Consider the following 14,540-nt stretch of genomic DNA (forward strand, 5'->3'; position numbering starts at 1 on the left):
AGCCCGATGACCGAATCGACCCATGCCGTCACGAACCAGTTCGACGAACTGGTCGACTATAACCTCTTCGCCACCGACGTCGCGCTGCGCGAGGCCATCGCCCGCGCGGGCGCCGGCTGGGCCGTGCCGCGGCTCGACGCGTACGGCGCGCGGCTCGGCAGCGCCGACACCGCGCAGCTCGCCGACGAAGCGAACCGCCACACGCCGGAACTGAACGCGTTCGACCGCCGCGGCCGGCGCATCGACCGCGTCGACTTCCATCCGGCGTGGCACACGCTGCTCGGCATGTATCGCAACGAGGGCTTCGTGTCGCTCGCGTTCCGCGATACGCGCCCGGGCCGCTGGGCCGCGACCGCGGCCGGCTTCTACCTGCACGGCCAGATCGAGGCCGGCACGCTGTGCCCGGCGACGATGACGCAGGCCGCGATTCCGGTGCTGCAGAAGGAACCCGCGCTGTGGGACCTGTTGCGCGACAAGCTGTACAGCGACGACTACGATCCGCGCGACGTGCCGGTCGCCGACAAGCGCTCGATCTGGTTCGGCATGGGCATGACCGAGAAACAGGGCGGCTCCGACGTACGCGCGAACACGACGCTGGCGAGCGCCGTCGGCGCGGGCGGGCGCGGCGGCGAATACCGGCTGCGCGGCCACAAGTGGTTTTTCTCCGCGCCGATGTGCGACGCGCACCTGGTCGTCGCGCGCACCGAAGCGGGCAGCCCGTCGTGTTTCTACGTGCCGCGCTGGCGGCCCGACGGGACGAAGAACGCGGTCGAGATCCAGCGGCTGAAGAACAAGGTCGGCAACCGCAGCAACTCGAGCAGCGAAATCGAGTTGAACGACGCATGGGGCATCATGCTCGGCGACGAAGGCCGCGGCATCCCGACCATCATCGAGATGGCCACGCACACGCGGCTGAACTGCGTGCTCGGCAGCGCGGCGATGCTGCGCCAGGGCGTCGTGCAGGCGATCGCGTACACGCGCCAGCGCCACGCGTTCGGCCGCGCGCTCGCCGAGCAGCCGCTGATGCGCACCGTGCTCGCCGATCTCGCGCTCGAAAGCGAGGCCGCGCTCGCGCTCGCGATGCGTCTCGCCGATGCGTTCGAGCGCGACGACTCGCCGCGCGAACGCGCGTGGAAGCGGATCGTCACGCCCGCCGCGAAATTCTGGGTCTGCAAGCGCGCGGTCGAGCTGACCGGCGAGGTGATGGAAGTGTTCGGCGGCAACGGCTACGTCGACGACGGCCCGATCGCGCGGCTGTTCCGCGAAGCGCCGGTCAACTCGATCTGGGAAGGCTCCGGCAACGTGATGTGCCTGGACGTGCTGCGCGCGGTGTCGCGCGAGCCCGACGCGGCCGCGGCGCTCTTCGCCGAGCTGACCGACCTCGGCGCGGGCGAACCGCGCATCCGCGCGGCGCTCGATGCGCTGCGCGCGATGCTCGCGGCACCGGCCGATACGCTTGAGGCATCGGCCCGCGTGTTCGCGCAGCGGCTCGCGCTCGTCGCGCAGGCCTGCCTGCTGCGGCGCGACGCGCCCGCGGCCGTCGCCGACGCGTTCATCGCGACGCGGCTTGCCGCGCCCGACTGGGGCCGCATCGCGGGCGGCTTCGATCCGCACGCGCTCGACGTCGCCGCGCTGCTGCAGCGCGCGTACCCGGCCTGACGGGCGCCGAACCCGCCGCCGACGCCAAAGAAAAAGCCACCGGACCCGACGGCCCGGTGGCTTCTTCACATGATGCCCCGCGCGGCGCCCTTCGACGCCGCCGGCGACTCACGCCATGCTTACTTGCCGCCGATGCTCTTCAGCGGCTTCCACTCGCCCTTCTCGACCTTGTACATCGTGATGCCGCCGTTCTTCAGGTCGCCCTTCGCGTCGTACGCGACGTGCGACGACGTGACGCCGGCCATGTCGGTCTTCGCGAGCACCGGCAGGTACTTCGCCGGATCGGTCGAATCGGCCTTCTTCATCGCGTTGAGCATCGCCATCGCGCCGTCGTACGCGTACGGCGAGTACGTCTGCACGTCTTCGCCGAAGCGCTTCTTGTACTTGTCGGCGTAGGTCTTGCCGCCCGGCATTTCCTCGAGCGGCAGGCCTGCCAGCGATGCGATCGTGCCGTCGGCCGCGTTGCCCGCGATCTTCAGGAAGGTCGGCGTCTTCACCATTTCGCCGCTCATCAGCGGTGCGGTGATGCCGAGCGTCTTCATCTGCTTGACCATCGGCGCTGCCTGCGAATCCGCGCCGCCGTAGTAGACGAGGTCCGGCTTCGCCGCCTTCAGCTTGGTCAGGATCGCCTTGAAGTCGACGGCCTTGTCGTTCGTGAATTCGCGGTCGACGATCGTCGCGCCGCCGGCCTTCGCGGCCTTCTCGAACTGGTCGGCGAGACCCTGGCCGTAGGCCGTGCGGTCGTCGACGATCGCGATCTTCTTCATGCCGAGATCCTTCGACGCGAAGGTGCCCGCCACCGAGCCCTGCTGCGTGTCGGACGTCATCATGCGGAAGGTCGTCTTGTAACCCTGCTGCGTGTATTCCGGCGCCGTCGCCATCGCGATTTCCGGAATGCCGGCGTTCGCGTAGATGCGCGAGGCCGGAATCGTCGTGCCCGAGTTGAAGTGGCCGAGCATGCCCTTGATGCCGTCGTCGACGAGCTTCTGCGCAACCGTCGTGCCGGTGCGCGGGTCAGCCTGGTCGTCCTGCGTCTCGAGCACGAACTTCACTGCCTTGCCGCCGATCTTCGGGTTCGTCGCGTTGAAGTCTTCCAGCGCGAGCGCGATCCCGTTCTGCATATCCTTGCCGTAGTGAGCCTGGGCGCCCGTCATCGGCCCTGCGTAACCGATCTTCACGTCGTCCGCATGGGCCGTCCCCGCAAGCGACATGACGGCGACGAACGTCGCGCCTGCCAGCTTTTTCATCGTGTGTTGCATAGCATCTCCTTGGTACCAGGGTAAATGGAGCGGCTTCGGGATCGCCTTGCCGCTTCCTTTGTTTGATCCGAACGGCAAGGATGGTCAGCCGATCGTCATCAAATTCGCATTGCCGCCCGCCGCGGCCGTGTTCACGCTCACCGAGCGCTCGGTCAGCAGGCGCTCGAGCGCGTAGTCTTCCGCGTCGCCGTTCTCGAACGCGCCCGCCGACACGCCCTGCACCGACACGATCGGGCCCGGCCGCTGCGCGACGTCCTTCACGAGCGTCTGCAGTTCGTCGCTGTCGCCTTCGAACAGCACCGCGTCGAACGGCGCGTCGGCCTGCTTGCGCACGGCGGCATGCGCCTTCAGCGCAGCCGGCAGCGCGGCGACCAGCGCCTCGCCCGCCGCGCCGACGAACAGCGCGCGGTTGCCCGTCGCCAGCACCGCCGCGAACTGCGCGCGCGCGCCGCCCGGCGTGGCCGCGACACACAGCACCGTGCCGCGCGGGCCGAGTGTATACGTGTTTCGCTCGCCCGTCGGCCCGGTCAGCACCGCGGTCGCACCGGCCGGCACCTGCGCCAGATAGCCGTCGCAACGTGCGGCCAGCGCCGGCTCGCGCTGCTCGATCAGCCAGTCGCGCAGCGCGGTGAGCGCCGCCGCCGGGTTGCTGCGCTGTTCGCCGTCAACCGCGCCGTCCGCAATCAGCGTCTGCGCGAGCGAACGCGGCAGGCCCGACGGACGCGTCGCGAGCAGGCGCTGCAGGTACAGCGCGCCGCCGGCCTTCGGGCCCGTGCCCGACAGCCCTTCGCCGCCGAACGGCTGCACGCCGACCACCGCGCCGATCACGTTGCGGTTCACGTAGATGTTGCCGACGTGCGCGTTCGAGATCACGTGTGCGATCGTCTCGTCGATCCGCGTGTGGATGCCGAGCGTCAGGCCGTAACCCGTCGCGCGGATCTGCTCGAGCAGCTTGTCGAGCTGGCTGCGGCGATAGCGCACGACGTGCAGCACCGGGCCGAACACTTCACGCTTCAACTCGTCGATGCTGCCGATCTCGATCAGCGTCGGCGGCACGAACGTGCCGTGCGCGCAGGCTTCCGGCGACGAGAGCTGCGTGACCGCGTGGCCCTTCTCCTTCATTGCCGCGACGTGCGTGTCGATCGTCTGCTTCGCTTCGCCGTCGATCACCGGGCCGACGTCGGTCGACAGACGGTCCGGGTTACCGAGCGCGAGTTCGTGCATCGCGCCCTTGAGCATCGTCAACGTGCGGTCCGCGACGTCGTCCTGCAGACACAGAACGCGCAGCGCCGAACACCGTTGACCGGCCGAGTCGAACGACGACTGCATCACGTCGGCGACGACCTGCTCCGCGAGCGCCGACGAGTCGACGATCATCGCGTTCTGGCCGCCCGTTTCCGCGATCAGCGGAATCGGCTTGCCGTCCGGGTCGAGGCGCGCGGACAGCGTCTTGTTGATCAGGCGCGCGACTTCGGTCGAGCCGGTGAACATCACCGCGCGCGTGCGCGGATCGGCGACCAGCGCCGCGCCGACGGTCTCGCCGGTGCCCGGCAGCAGCTGCACCGCGCCGGCCGGCACGCCGGCCTCGCGCAGCAGGCGCACGGCCTGGGCGGCGATCAGCGGCGTCTGTTCGGCCGGCTTCGCGAGCACCGTGTTGCCGGCCGCAAGCGCGGCGGCCACCTGGCCCATGAAGATTGCGAGCGGGAAGTTCCACGGGCTGATACAGACCACGGGGCCGAGCGGACGGTGCGTGTCGTTCGAGAATTCGTCGCGGATCTGCGCCGCGTAGTAGCGCAGGAAGTCGACGGCTTCGCGAATTTCGGCGATCGCGTTCGGCAGCGACTTGCCGGCTTCGCGCACGATCAGGCCCATCAGCGTGTGCATCTGCGCTTCGAGCAGGTCGGCCGCGCGCACCAGGCAGTCGGCGCGCGCATCGACCGGCGTCGCCTGCCAGATCGGCGCGGCAGCCACGGCATGCGCGAGCGCCGCGCTCACGTGTTCGGCCGTCGCTTCGCTGACGGTGCCGACCAGGTCGCGCTGATCGGCCGGGTTGCGCACGTCGCGCGCCGGGGCGTCGGCGAGCGCGTCGTCGGCGAGCATCGGCGCCGCGCGCCACGGATGGTGCGCGCTCGCGAGCAGCGCGGACGACAGCGACGCGAGACGATGTTCGTTCGACAGGTCGAGGCCCATCGAGTTGGGACGCTCGTCGCCGTACAGGTTGCGCGGCAGCGGGATCTTCGCGTGCGGCGCGCCGAGCGGCACGACCTTCGACGCCTCGTCGACCGGATCGGCGACCAGTTCCTTCACCGACACGGTTTTATCCGCGATGCGGTTCACGAACGACGTGTTCGCGCCGTTCTCCAGCAGGCGGCGCACGAGGTACGCGAGCAGCGTTTCATGCGTGCCGACCGGCGCGTACACGCGGCACGGACGGTTCAGCTTGTCGCGGCCCGTGACTTCCTCGTACAGCGGCTCGCCCATCCCGTGCAGGCACTGGAATTCGTACTGGCCGGGGTAATAGTTCTGGCCGGCCAGATGATAGATCGCGGCCAGCGTGTACGCGTTGTGCGTCGCGAACTGCGGGTAGACGGCGTCGGGCGCCGCGAGCAGCTTCTTCGCGCACGCGAGGTACGACACGTCCGTGTAGATCTTGCGCGTGTAGACCGGATAGCCTTCGAGGCCGTCGACCTGCGCACGCTTGATTTCGGTATCCCAGTACGCGCCCTTGACGAGACGGATCATCAGGCGGTGACGGCTGCGGCGCGCGAGGTCGATCAGGTAGTCGATCACGAACGGGCAGCGCTTCTGATAGCCCTGCACGACGAAGCCGATGCCGTTCCAGCCCGCGAGTTCCGGGTCGAAGCACAGCGCTTCCAGCAGGTCGAGCGACAGTTCGAGACGGTCGGCTTCTTCCGCGTCGATGTTCAGGCCGATGTCGTAGCGGCGCGCGAGCAGCGCGAGCGCGCGCACGCGCGGCAGCAGCTCGCTCATCGTGCGGTCCTGCTGCGAGCGCGAGTAGCGCGCGTGCAGCGCCGACAGCTTGATCGAGATGCCCGGACCTTCGTAGATGCCGCGGCCGCCGGCCGCCTTGCCGATCGCGTGAATCGCCTGCTCGTACGATGCGTAGTAGCGTTGCGCGTCCTCTTCGGTCGTCGCCGCTTCGCCGAGCATGTCGTACGAGTAGCGGAAGCCGCGCGCTTCGTACTTGCGGCTGTTCGCGAGCGCTTCGGAAATCGTCTCGCCGGTGACGAACTGCTCGCCCATCAGGCGCATCGCCATGTCGACGCCCTTGCGGATCAGCGGCTCGCCGCCGCGGCCGATCAGGCGCGTGAGCGCCGACGACAGGCCCGCTTCGCTGTTGGTCGTCACGAGCTTGCCGGTGATCATCAGGCCCCAGGTCGCCGCGTTCACGAACAGCGACGGCGCGTGGCCGACGTGCGAGCGCCAGTCGCCCTTGCTGATCTTGTCGCGGATCAACGCATCGCGGGTTGCGCGATCGGGAATGCGCAGCAGCGCTTCGGCCAGGCACATCAGCGCGACGCCTTCCTGGCTCGACAGCGAGAACTCGTGGATCAGCCCCTCGACGCCGCCGCCCGAGCTCTTCTCGCGCAGCGCCTCGACGAGCGTCGTCGCGAGCGCCTGCACGTCGGCCTGCAGATTCGCGGGCAGGCGCGCCTGGCCCAGCAGGAACGGCACGCATTCCGGCTCGGGGCGGCGATACGCGGCCGTGATCGCCGCGCGCAGCACCGATTGCGGCTGCACGTTCTGGGCGAACTCGAGGAACGGATGCGGCGAGTTGTCGTCGTCGCCGTCCGTCGCCTGGCCGTCGGCAAGCTCCGTCACGCCGCTGCTGCCCGACAGTTCGGGCGGCAGCTGGCCGTGCTCGATCCGCTCGAGATACGCGAAGATCGCCTGCTTGATCAGCCAGTGGGGAGTGCGCTCGAGACGCGCTGCCGCGTCTTTCAGGCGCGAGCGGAGAAGGTCGTCGACTTTGACGCCGAGAGTCGTGCTTGCCATGGTGGGTTCGTGCGCCGGTGCGAGCCCGGCAATGTGGTGTGAGAGGATGCGCGAAATCCTACGGCACGCAATAAAAAGGTGCAACCGAATTGATGGATTGGTTGCACCCACAAGTTACTCAATATAATCAGCCACTTATGAGGTTGCAACCTAGGGGTTGCCCGTGGTCGGCGGATCGGTGTTTTCCCTGATCGGGTCAAGTTGGCGCACGTGGGCAACCCGCGGCGTGCACCACCAAGGGGAAAAGCGGGTTGCACTGTGCGTGGCGGCGGGTCATGCAGGCGGGCGTGGGACGGGTCAGGAGTAGGATCGCGCGGTCGGTGGGTCGGCGGATCCGGCCGGCTCGGTATCGGCATGCGGCACGGCGGCCGCGCGCGCTCCGCTCAGATATCGAGCGGATCGACCTCGACGCTCCACCGCAGCACGCCCTTCAGCGCACGCAGTTCCGGCTGCCATGCGCGCAGCGCGTGCTGCAGTGCCGCCCGCGACGCGCTTTCGAGCAGCAACTGTGCGCGGTGAACGTTCGCGACCTTGACGATCGTCATCGGCACCGCGTCGTAGACGGTCACGCGATCGGCGCCCGGCAGCCCCGGCAATGCGGCCGCGGCCTGCAGCAGGAACGCGAGCGCCGCGTCGAGCGTGCGTCCTTCGGCGCGCAGCAGCGCCTGGTAGACGAACGGCGGCAGGTGCGCGTCGCGGCGCTCGCCGAGCGTCGAATTCGCGAAGCCGACGTAATCCTGCCGGCCGAGCGCGTGATACAGCGCGTGACGCGGATAGCGCGTCTGCACGAGCACCTCGCCGGGCAGTCCGGCGCGCCCCGCGCGGCCGCTCACCTGCATCAGCTGCGCGAACAGCCGCTCGCTCGCGCGGAAGTCGTGCGAGAACAGCGCGGTGTCGGCATTGAGCACGCCGACGAGCGATACGCGCTGGAAGTCGTGCCCCTTCGCGATCATCTGCGTGCCGACCAGGATGTCGACTTCACCGGCGTGCACGTCCGAGAACAGCGCCTGCGCACTGCCCTTGCGTCGCGTGCTGTCCGCGTCGATCCGCAGTATCCGTGCGCCCGGCACAGCCTCGGCGAGCGCCTCCTCGATACGCTGCGTGCCGCGCCCGAGCGGCGCGATATCGACGTTCCCGCATTCCGGGCACGACCGCGGAATGCGCGCTTCCCAGCCGCAGTGATGACAGCGCAGTGCATGTTCGGGCTTGTGCAGCACGACGTAGGCGCTGCAGCGCGGGCAACCGGCGACCCAGCCGCATGCGTCGCACGCGAGCTGCGGCGCGTAACCGCGCCGGTTCAGGAACACGAGGCTCTGTTCGCCGCGCTCGAGCCGTGCCTTCAACGCCGCGACGAGCGGCCCCGACAGCCCGCCCATCGACGCGCGCCCGCGCCGCCGCTCCTCTTCGAGATCGATCAGCCGCACGGTCGGCAGCGTCGCGTCGGCCACCGCGCGGCGCGACAGCGTGAGTCGCGTGTAGCGGCCCTGATCGGCCTGCCACCAGCTCTCGAGCGACGGCGTCGCCGAACCGAGCACGACCGGAATGCCGAGATGCTTCGCGCGCCACACGGCAAGATCGCGCGCCGAATAGCGCAGCCCTTCCTGCTGCTTGTACGCGGGTTCGTGCTCCTCGTCGACGACGATCAGTGCGAGCGTCGGCAGCGACGCAAGCACCGCAAGCCGCGTGCCGAGCACGATCCGCGCGCGGCCCGTGTGTGCGGCGAGCCAGTTGCGCGCCCGCTCGCCCTCGGCGAGCCCGCTGTGCAGCGTGACGATCGCGTCGTCGGCGAGCGTGCCCGCGAAGCGTGCGCGAAACGCGGCCTCGAATTGCGGCGTCAGGTTGATTTCGGGCACGAGCACGAGCGCCTGCGCGTCGGGCCGCGCATCGAGCAGCGCGGCGAGCGCATGCAGATAGACCTCGGTCTTGCCGCTCCCGGTCACGCCATGCAGCAGGAACGGCGCGAAACCGTGCGCAGCGCGGATCGCATCGAGCGCCTCCGCCTGCTGGTCGGTGAGCGCCGGCGGCACAGTTCGTCCACTGGTTGTCGACAGGTTATCCACAGCTTTGGGCACAGGCGCGTCGGCCCAGCCGATTTCCTCGACGGCGACCCAGCCGCGCGCCGCCCAGTCGTCGAGCGTGGCGGCCGCCTTCGGATGCAACGCACGCGCATCGGGCAACGTCATCGAATCGGTGTCGGCGAGTGCCTGCGCGAGCCGCCGCAGCGCGGCCCCGCGCGCCGGCAGTGCGTCGGGCAGCGCCGCGCAGCCGGCTTCGGTCAGCCGGTAGCGCACCTCGGGTGCCAGCAGCCGGCCCCAGCGCTCCGCGTCGCGCAGCGCCTGCGGCAACGCCGGCAGCGCAACTTCGCCGCGACCGCGCTGGTAGTAATCGGCCGCGAACGACACCAGCGCGAGCCAATCCGGCGCGAGCGGCGGCAGCTCGGTACAAATCGCGTCGATCGCCCGCAACCGGGACGGCGGCACGTCGGTGTGAGTCGTCACTTCGCAGACGAGACCGACAACCTGCCGCTTGCCGAACGGCACCTGCACCAAGGTACCGGGCTCGGGCGCCGGCTGGACGTCGCAGCGGTAGTCGAACAGGGTGGCGAGCGGATGGTCGAGGGCGACCCTGAGGTAAGTGCCGTCCATCACCGCGCTCCGGCGACAATGCGAGGCGCACCGACGAATTGCACCCGGGCTCGCGCCACGGTGGCGAACTTAAAGTAAAACTTCAGATTCGGCGCTAAGTTTTGGATTCGCATTAGGAATCGCCGTATACCCTGACCAGCCTGTGGATAACTTTGTTGAGAACTCGCCGTTCAACAGCCGCGAAGCGCGCGGGGCCGTGCTTTCCGCTGTTTTCGGCCGCCCTCGACCGCGCCCCGCGGAGCCTTATTCCATAAGGCTGCTATTCAAATTACGAAACCATAGCGAGACAATTCGACCGATACAGAGCTCTACCGCGCTGCAACGTGGAAAATGTGTATAAGTCAAGTCTTGACAAGCCTTGAATCGGCAACCGTGGCGGGGTTGCGCCCTGTTTAGCACCGACAGCGAAACGCCGTCACCCCGCAGTGCAGCATGACACCACTTGCGCTCAGCCCGCCGCTCCGCTACGGATCTTACGGCTGTGGGTGTGCACTTCGTCGACGAGTTCGGCGACGTGGTCGGGCGAGGTGAACTGCGAAATGCCGTGGCCGAGGTTGAATACGTGACCCGGATGATTGCCGTAGCTGTCGAGCACCGCTCGCGCCTGCTCGCGCACCACGGCCGGCGGCGCAAACAGGATCGTCGGGTCGAGGTTGCCCTGTAGCGCGACGCGCCCGGCGACGCGTTCGCGCGCGGCGCCGAGATTGACGGTCCAGTCGAGGCCGACCGCGTCGACGCCGGTCGCCGCGATTTCCTCGAGCCACAGCCCGCCGCCCTTCGTGAACGTGATCACCGGCACGCGCTCGCCGTCGTGCTCACGCTTCAGCTGCGCGACCACGCGACGGATGTAGTCCAGCGAGAAGCGCTGGTATGCGCCGTCCGCCAGCGCGCCGCCCCACGTATCGAAAATCATCACGGCCTGCGCGCCGGCTTCGATCTGCGCGTTCAGGTAAGCGGCCACAGCCTGCGCGTTCACGTCGAGGATCCGGTGCATCAGGTCGGGGCGCGAATACGCCATCGACTTCACCGTGCGGAAATCGTCCGACCCGCCGCCTTCGACCATGTAGCACGCGAGCGTCCACGGGCTGCCCGAGAAGCCGATCAGCGGCACGCGCTGGCGGCCCTGGCCGTCGGTCAGCGCGCGGCGGATCTCGCGCACGGCGCCCGTCACGTAGCCGAGCGTCTCCTCGATGTCCGGCACCGCGAGCTTCGCGACGTCGGCCTCGGTGCGCACCGGATGCGCGAACTTCGGCCCTTCGCCGACCTGGAAGTCGAGGCCGAGACCCATCGCGTCGGGGATCGTCAGGATGTCCGAGAACAGGATCGCGGCGTCGAGCGGGAAGCGCTCGAGCGGCTGAAGCGTCACTTCGGTCGCGTAGTCGGGATTCTTCGCGAGGCCGAGGAAGCTGCCGGCGCGCGCGCGCGTCGCGTTGTATTCGGGCAGATAGCGGCCAGCCTGACGCATCAGCCAGATCGGCGTGTAGTCGGTCGGCTCGCGCAGAAGCGCACGCAGGAAGGTGTCGTTGAGCAGGGTATGGGCCACGGTAGGAGCGACGATGCGAAGGCAAAGCGGCATTTTACCGGAGCGCGGCCGCACGGCCGCGTATGCCGATGCGATGGCGGCCATATGACGCGCGCGATGGCTCCGTTATGATCGGACGCTGATATCGAACCGAACGAAGGAGGAGACCGATGAAGACATTCGCCACGCTGGCCACGCTCACCGCTGCCATGCTTTGCTGCGCCGCCGCGCACGCGCAGGGTACGACCACGACGATGGCCCCGACCGCCGCAGCCGTCGGCTCGCGGCTCGACGACGTGGTCGCACGCGGCACGCTGCGCGTGTGCACGACGGGCGACTACAAGCCGTATTCGTACCACCGGACGGACGGCCGTTTCGAGGGCATCGACATCGACATGGCCGAGTCGCTCGCGAAATCGCTCGGCGTGAAGGCCGACTTCGTGAAGACGAGCTGGTCGAACCTCACCAACGACTTCGTCGCGAAGTGCGATATCGCGGTGGGCGGCGTGTCGACGACACTCGAGCGCCAGAAGCGCGTGTTCTTCACGCAGCCATACGTGGTCGACGGCAAGACGCCGATCGTGCGCTGCGCGGACGCCGACAAGTACCAGACCGTCGCGCAGATCGACCGGCCCGAGACCCGCGTGATCGTGAACCCGGGCGGCACCAACGAGCGCTTCGCGAAGCAGTTCTTCACGCATGCGAACCTGAGCGTCTATCCGGACAACGTGACGATCTTCAAGCAGATCCTCACGGGCAAGGCGGACGTCATGGTGACGGATGCATCCGAGACGCTGCTGCAGCAAAAGCTGAATCCGGGCCTGTGCTCCGTGCATCCGGACAAGCCGTTCCAGTTCGGCGAAAAGGCGTACATGGTGCCGCGCGGCGACGTCGTGTTCCAGCAGTACGTCGACCAGTGGCTGCACCTGACGCTGTCGTCCGGCGAATACCAGGCGATCTCCGACAAGTGGCTGAAGTGAGCATGAGCGCTCGCGGAACAAGCGGCCGATAACCGGCAGAGACCCCGTTATTGCCGCCGGCCGGGCGCACCGCCGTTACACATCGGCGTGGCGCCCGGCCGGCGTGAAATCGCGAATGGCCCACTATCGCGTGCCCCAATCACGTTTCAAAATCTTTCCGACGAATGATTCGTCAGATGCGGTATCTGCCGCGCGATGCGCATTCCGGCGTGTAAATCGGCAATTCACCGACGCCGATACGCATGAAAAACGCATTACGCGCACCCGATGAAAACTCTGCGGAAAAGATGGGTAAATATGACCTTTTTCAGGACCCCGAAAACAGCAAAAAATCCCGGAAAGCCTTATCTGGCGGGCGTTACAACCTGAAACACTTTGTTACCGCGAGGGGTCATTAATTCGCCCACAATGGCCTCAACGGTTTCAACACGGATGCGGTCTCGTGTGCCAAGTGTGAGCGGACGCGAAGCGCTGCGAGCCAGTCGGTCACGTACCGAAGCCCTTCCGAGGGGCATCCCTGTTGGAGTCGTTTCCGGCCCCCGCCGGATTCGGTTTCATCTTTGGTCTCCTCGCGCTAACCCCGTAGCGTGTGGTTTTTAGCGGGCTAATAAGCCCGCTTTTTTTCGTCCATCGAAAACGCAACGGCCCGCAGGCCGTCGAGTTTGTCCCGCCGCCGGGCCGCTCGGTCTTTTCAAGCGGTCTTCTGCACGTCGAGCTTCAGTTCGTCGATCATCCGTTCGCGCATCACGAACTTCTGCACCTTGCCCGTCACCGTCATCGGCAGCTCGTCAACGAAGCGGATGTAGCGCGGAATCTTGTAGTGCGCGATCTGGCCGCTGCAGAATGCGCGCACGTCATCCTCGGTCATCTGCTCGTCCGCGCGCAGCACGATCCACGCGCACAGCTCCTCGCCGTATTTCGCGTCGGGCACGCCGAACACCTGCGCGCTCTGAATCTTCGGATGCCTGAACAGGAATTCCTCGATCTCGCGCGGATACACGTTCTCGCCGCCGCGAATCACCATGTCCTTCAGCCGGCCGACGATGTTGCAGTAGCCGTCGGCGTCGAGCGTCGCGAGGTCGCCCGTATGCATCCAGCCGTCGACCAGCACCTCGCGTGTCTTCGCGTCGTCGTCCCAGTAGCCGAGCATCACCGAATAGCCCTTCGTGCACAGCTCGCCGGTCGCGCCGACCGGCACGATCTCGCCGTTCGGGTCGACGATCTTCACCTCCAGGTGCGGCTGAATGCGGCCGACCGTCGTCGTGCGCTTCTCGAGCGGATCATCGGTCGAGCTCTGGAATGATACGGGGCTCGTCTCCGTCATCCCGTATGCGATCGTGATTTCGGACAAATGCATCTGCGACACGACGCGCTTCATCGTCTCGATCGGGCATGGCGAGCCGGCCATGATCCCGGTGCGCAGCGTCGACAGGTCGAACTTCGCGAACTCCGGATGATCGAGCTCGGCGATGAACATCGTCGGCACGCCGTGCAGCGCGGTGCAGCGCTCGTCGGCGACGGCCGCGAGCGTCGCGACCGGATCGAACGCCTCGCCGGGGAACACCATCGCCGCGCCCTTCGACACGCACGCGAGCACGGCCAGCACCATCCCGAAGCAGTGATACAGCGGCACCGGGATGCAGAGCGAATCCTGCTCGGTGAAGCGCATCGCCATCGCGATCGAGCGTGCGTTGTTGACGACGTTGCGGTGGGTGAGCGTCGCGCCCTTCGGGCTGCCGGTCGTGCCGCTGGTGAACTGGATGTTGATCGGATCGGTGGCCGCGAGCGTCGCGCCGATCGCGTCGAGCCGCGCGACATCGAGCGTGTCCCGGCCGCGCGCCATCACGTCCGCGAAGCGGAACATGCCGGCCGGCGCGACCTCGCCCATCGACACGACCGTGCGCAGGCTCGGCACGCGCGCCGCATGCAGGTCGCCCGGCGTCGCGCTCGCGAGTTCCGGCGCGATGGTCTGCAGCATCTCGACGTACGCCGATGTCTTGAAGCGCTCGGCCGCGATCACGGCCTTGCAGCCGACCTTGTTCAGCGCGTATTCGAGTTCCGCGAGCCGGTAGGCCGGGTTGATGTTGACGAGGACCGCGCCGATACGCGCGGTCGCGAACTGCGTGAGCAGCCATTCGCTGCGGTTCGGCGACCAGATGCCGACGCAATCGCCCTTCACGATCCCGAGCGCGGCGAGGCCCGCCGCGAGCACGTCGACCTCGTGCGCGAACGCATGCCAGGTCCAGCGCACCTGCTGTTCGCGGAACACGACGGCCGGGCGATCGGGAAAGCGGCCCGCCGTGTCGAGCAGGAAGCGGCTGATCGTCGCGTCGGATAGCGGCACGTCGGTCGCGCCGCGCACGTACGACAGTCCGTTTTCGGGCGCGATCAGCGCCCCCTTGCCAAGGTCTGCTGCCATCGATGTCTCCGTCCGTTTTTGTCTGATCGGCCCGGCGCG

At 67.8% G+C, this 14,540-nt stretch carries 7 protein-coding genes; 2 read left to right on the forward strand and 5 right to left on the reverse strand.

Going from position 1 to position 14,540, the window contains the following annotated elements; all coding sequences use genetic code 11:
• Positions 1–6 precede the first annotated feature (6 nt).
• Positions 7–1,659, forward strand: a complete 1,653-nt coding sequence (locus HWX22_RS17595) for an acyl-CoA dehydrogenase family protein (RefSeq protein ID WP_059531188.1) — start codon at positions 7–9, stop codon at positions 1,657–1,659.
• A 119-nt stretch (positions 1,660–1,778) separates the two neighbouring features.
• Here the strand turns inward: HWX22_RS17595 and HWX22_RS17600 are convergent, their stop codons facing one another.
• From HWX22_RS17600 to hemE, 4 genes are all read right to left on the reverse strand, one after another.
• Positions 1,779–2,918 carry a branched-chain amino acid ABC transporter substrate-binding protein gene (locus HWX22_RS17600; RefSeq protein ID WP_059465030.1) on the reverse strand — a complete coding sequence of 380 codons (1,140 nt, stop codon included), beginning with the start codon at positions 2,916–2,918 and terminating at the stop codon, positions 1,779–1,781.
• Positions 2,919–3,002: 84 nt separating this feature from the next.
• Positions 3,003–6,935: a trifunctional transcriptional regulator/proline dehydrogenase/L-glutamate gamma-semialdehyde dehydrogenase gene (gene putA / locus HWX22_RS17605; RefSeq protein WP_175916118.1), complete on the reverse strand. Its 3,933-nt coding sequence runs from the start codon at positions 6,933–6,935 to the stop codon at positions 3,003–3,005.
• A 383-nt stretch (positions 6,936–7,318) separates the two neighbouring features.
• Positions 7,319–9,580, reverse strand: a complete 2,262-nt coding sequence (locus HWX22_RS17610) for a primosomal protein N' (RefSeq protein ID WP_175907797.1) — start codon at positions 9,578–9,580, stop codon at positions 7,319–7,321.
• A gap of 448 nt (positions 9,581–10,028) precedes the next feature.
• On the reverse strand, positions 10,029–11,123 hold the full coding sequence (gene hemE, locus HWX22_RS17615) for a uroporphyrinogen decarboxylase (protein WP_279610106.1): 1,095 nt from the start codon (positions 11,121–11,123) through the stop codon (positions 10,029–10,031).
• A 149-nt stretch (positions 11,124–11,272) separates the two neighbouring features.
• Here hemE and HWX22_RS17620 point away from each other — a divergent pair, with 149 nt between their 5' ends.
• Complete coding sequence (locus HWX22_RS17620; RefSeq protein WP_175916119.1) at positions 11,273–12,082, forward strand: transporter substrate-binding domain-containing protein; 810 nt, start codon at positions 11,273–11,275, stop codon at positions 12,080–12,082.
• Positions 12,083–12,773: 691 nt separating this feature from the next.
• On the opposite strand, the gene HWX22_RS17625 is transcribed toward HWX22_RS17620, so the two are convergent.
• Positions 12,774–14,501 carry an AMP-binding protein gene (locus HWX22_RS17625; protein WP_175916120.1) on the reverse strand — a complete coding sequence of 576 codons (1,728 nt, stop codon included), beginning with the start codon at positions 14,499–14,501 and terminating at the stop codon, positions 12,774–12,776.
• Between the last annotated feature and the right edge of the window lie 39 nt (positions 14,502–14,540).

The organism is Burkholderia sp. BCC1638 (genome assembly GCF_902833195.1).
Taxonomy (GTDB): domain Bacteria; phylum Pseudomonadota; class Gammaproteobacteria; order Burkholderiales; family Burkholderiaceae; genus Burkholderia; species Burkholderia diffusa.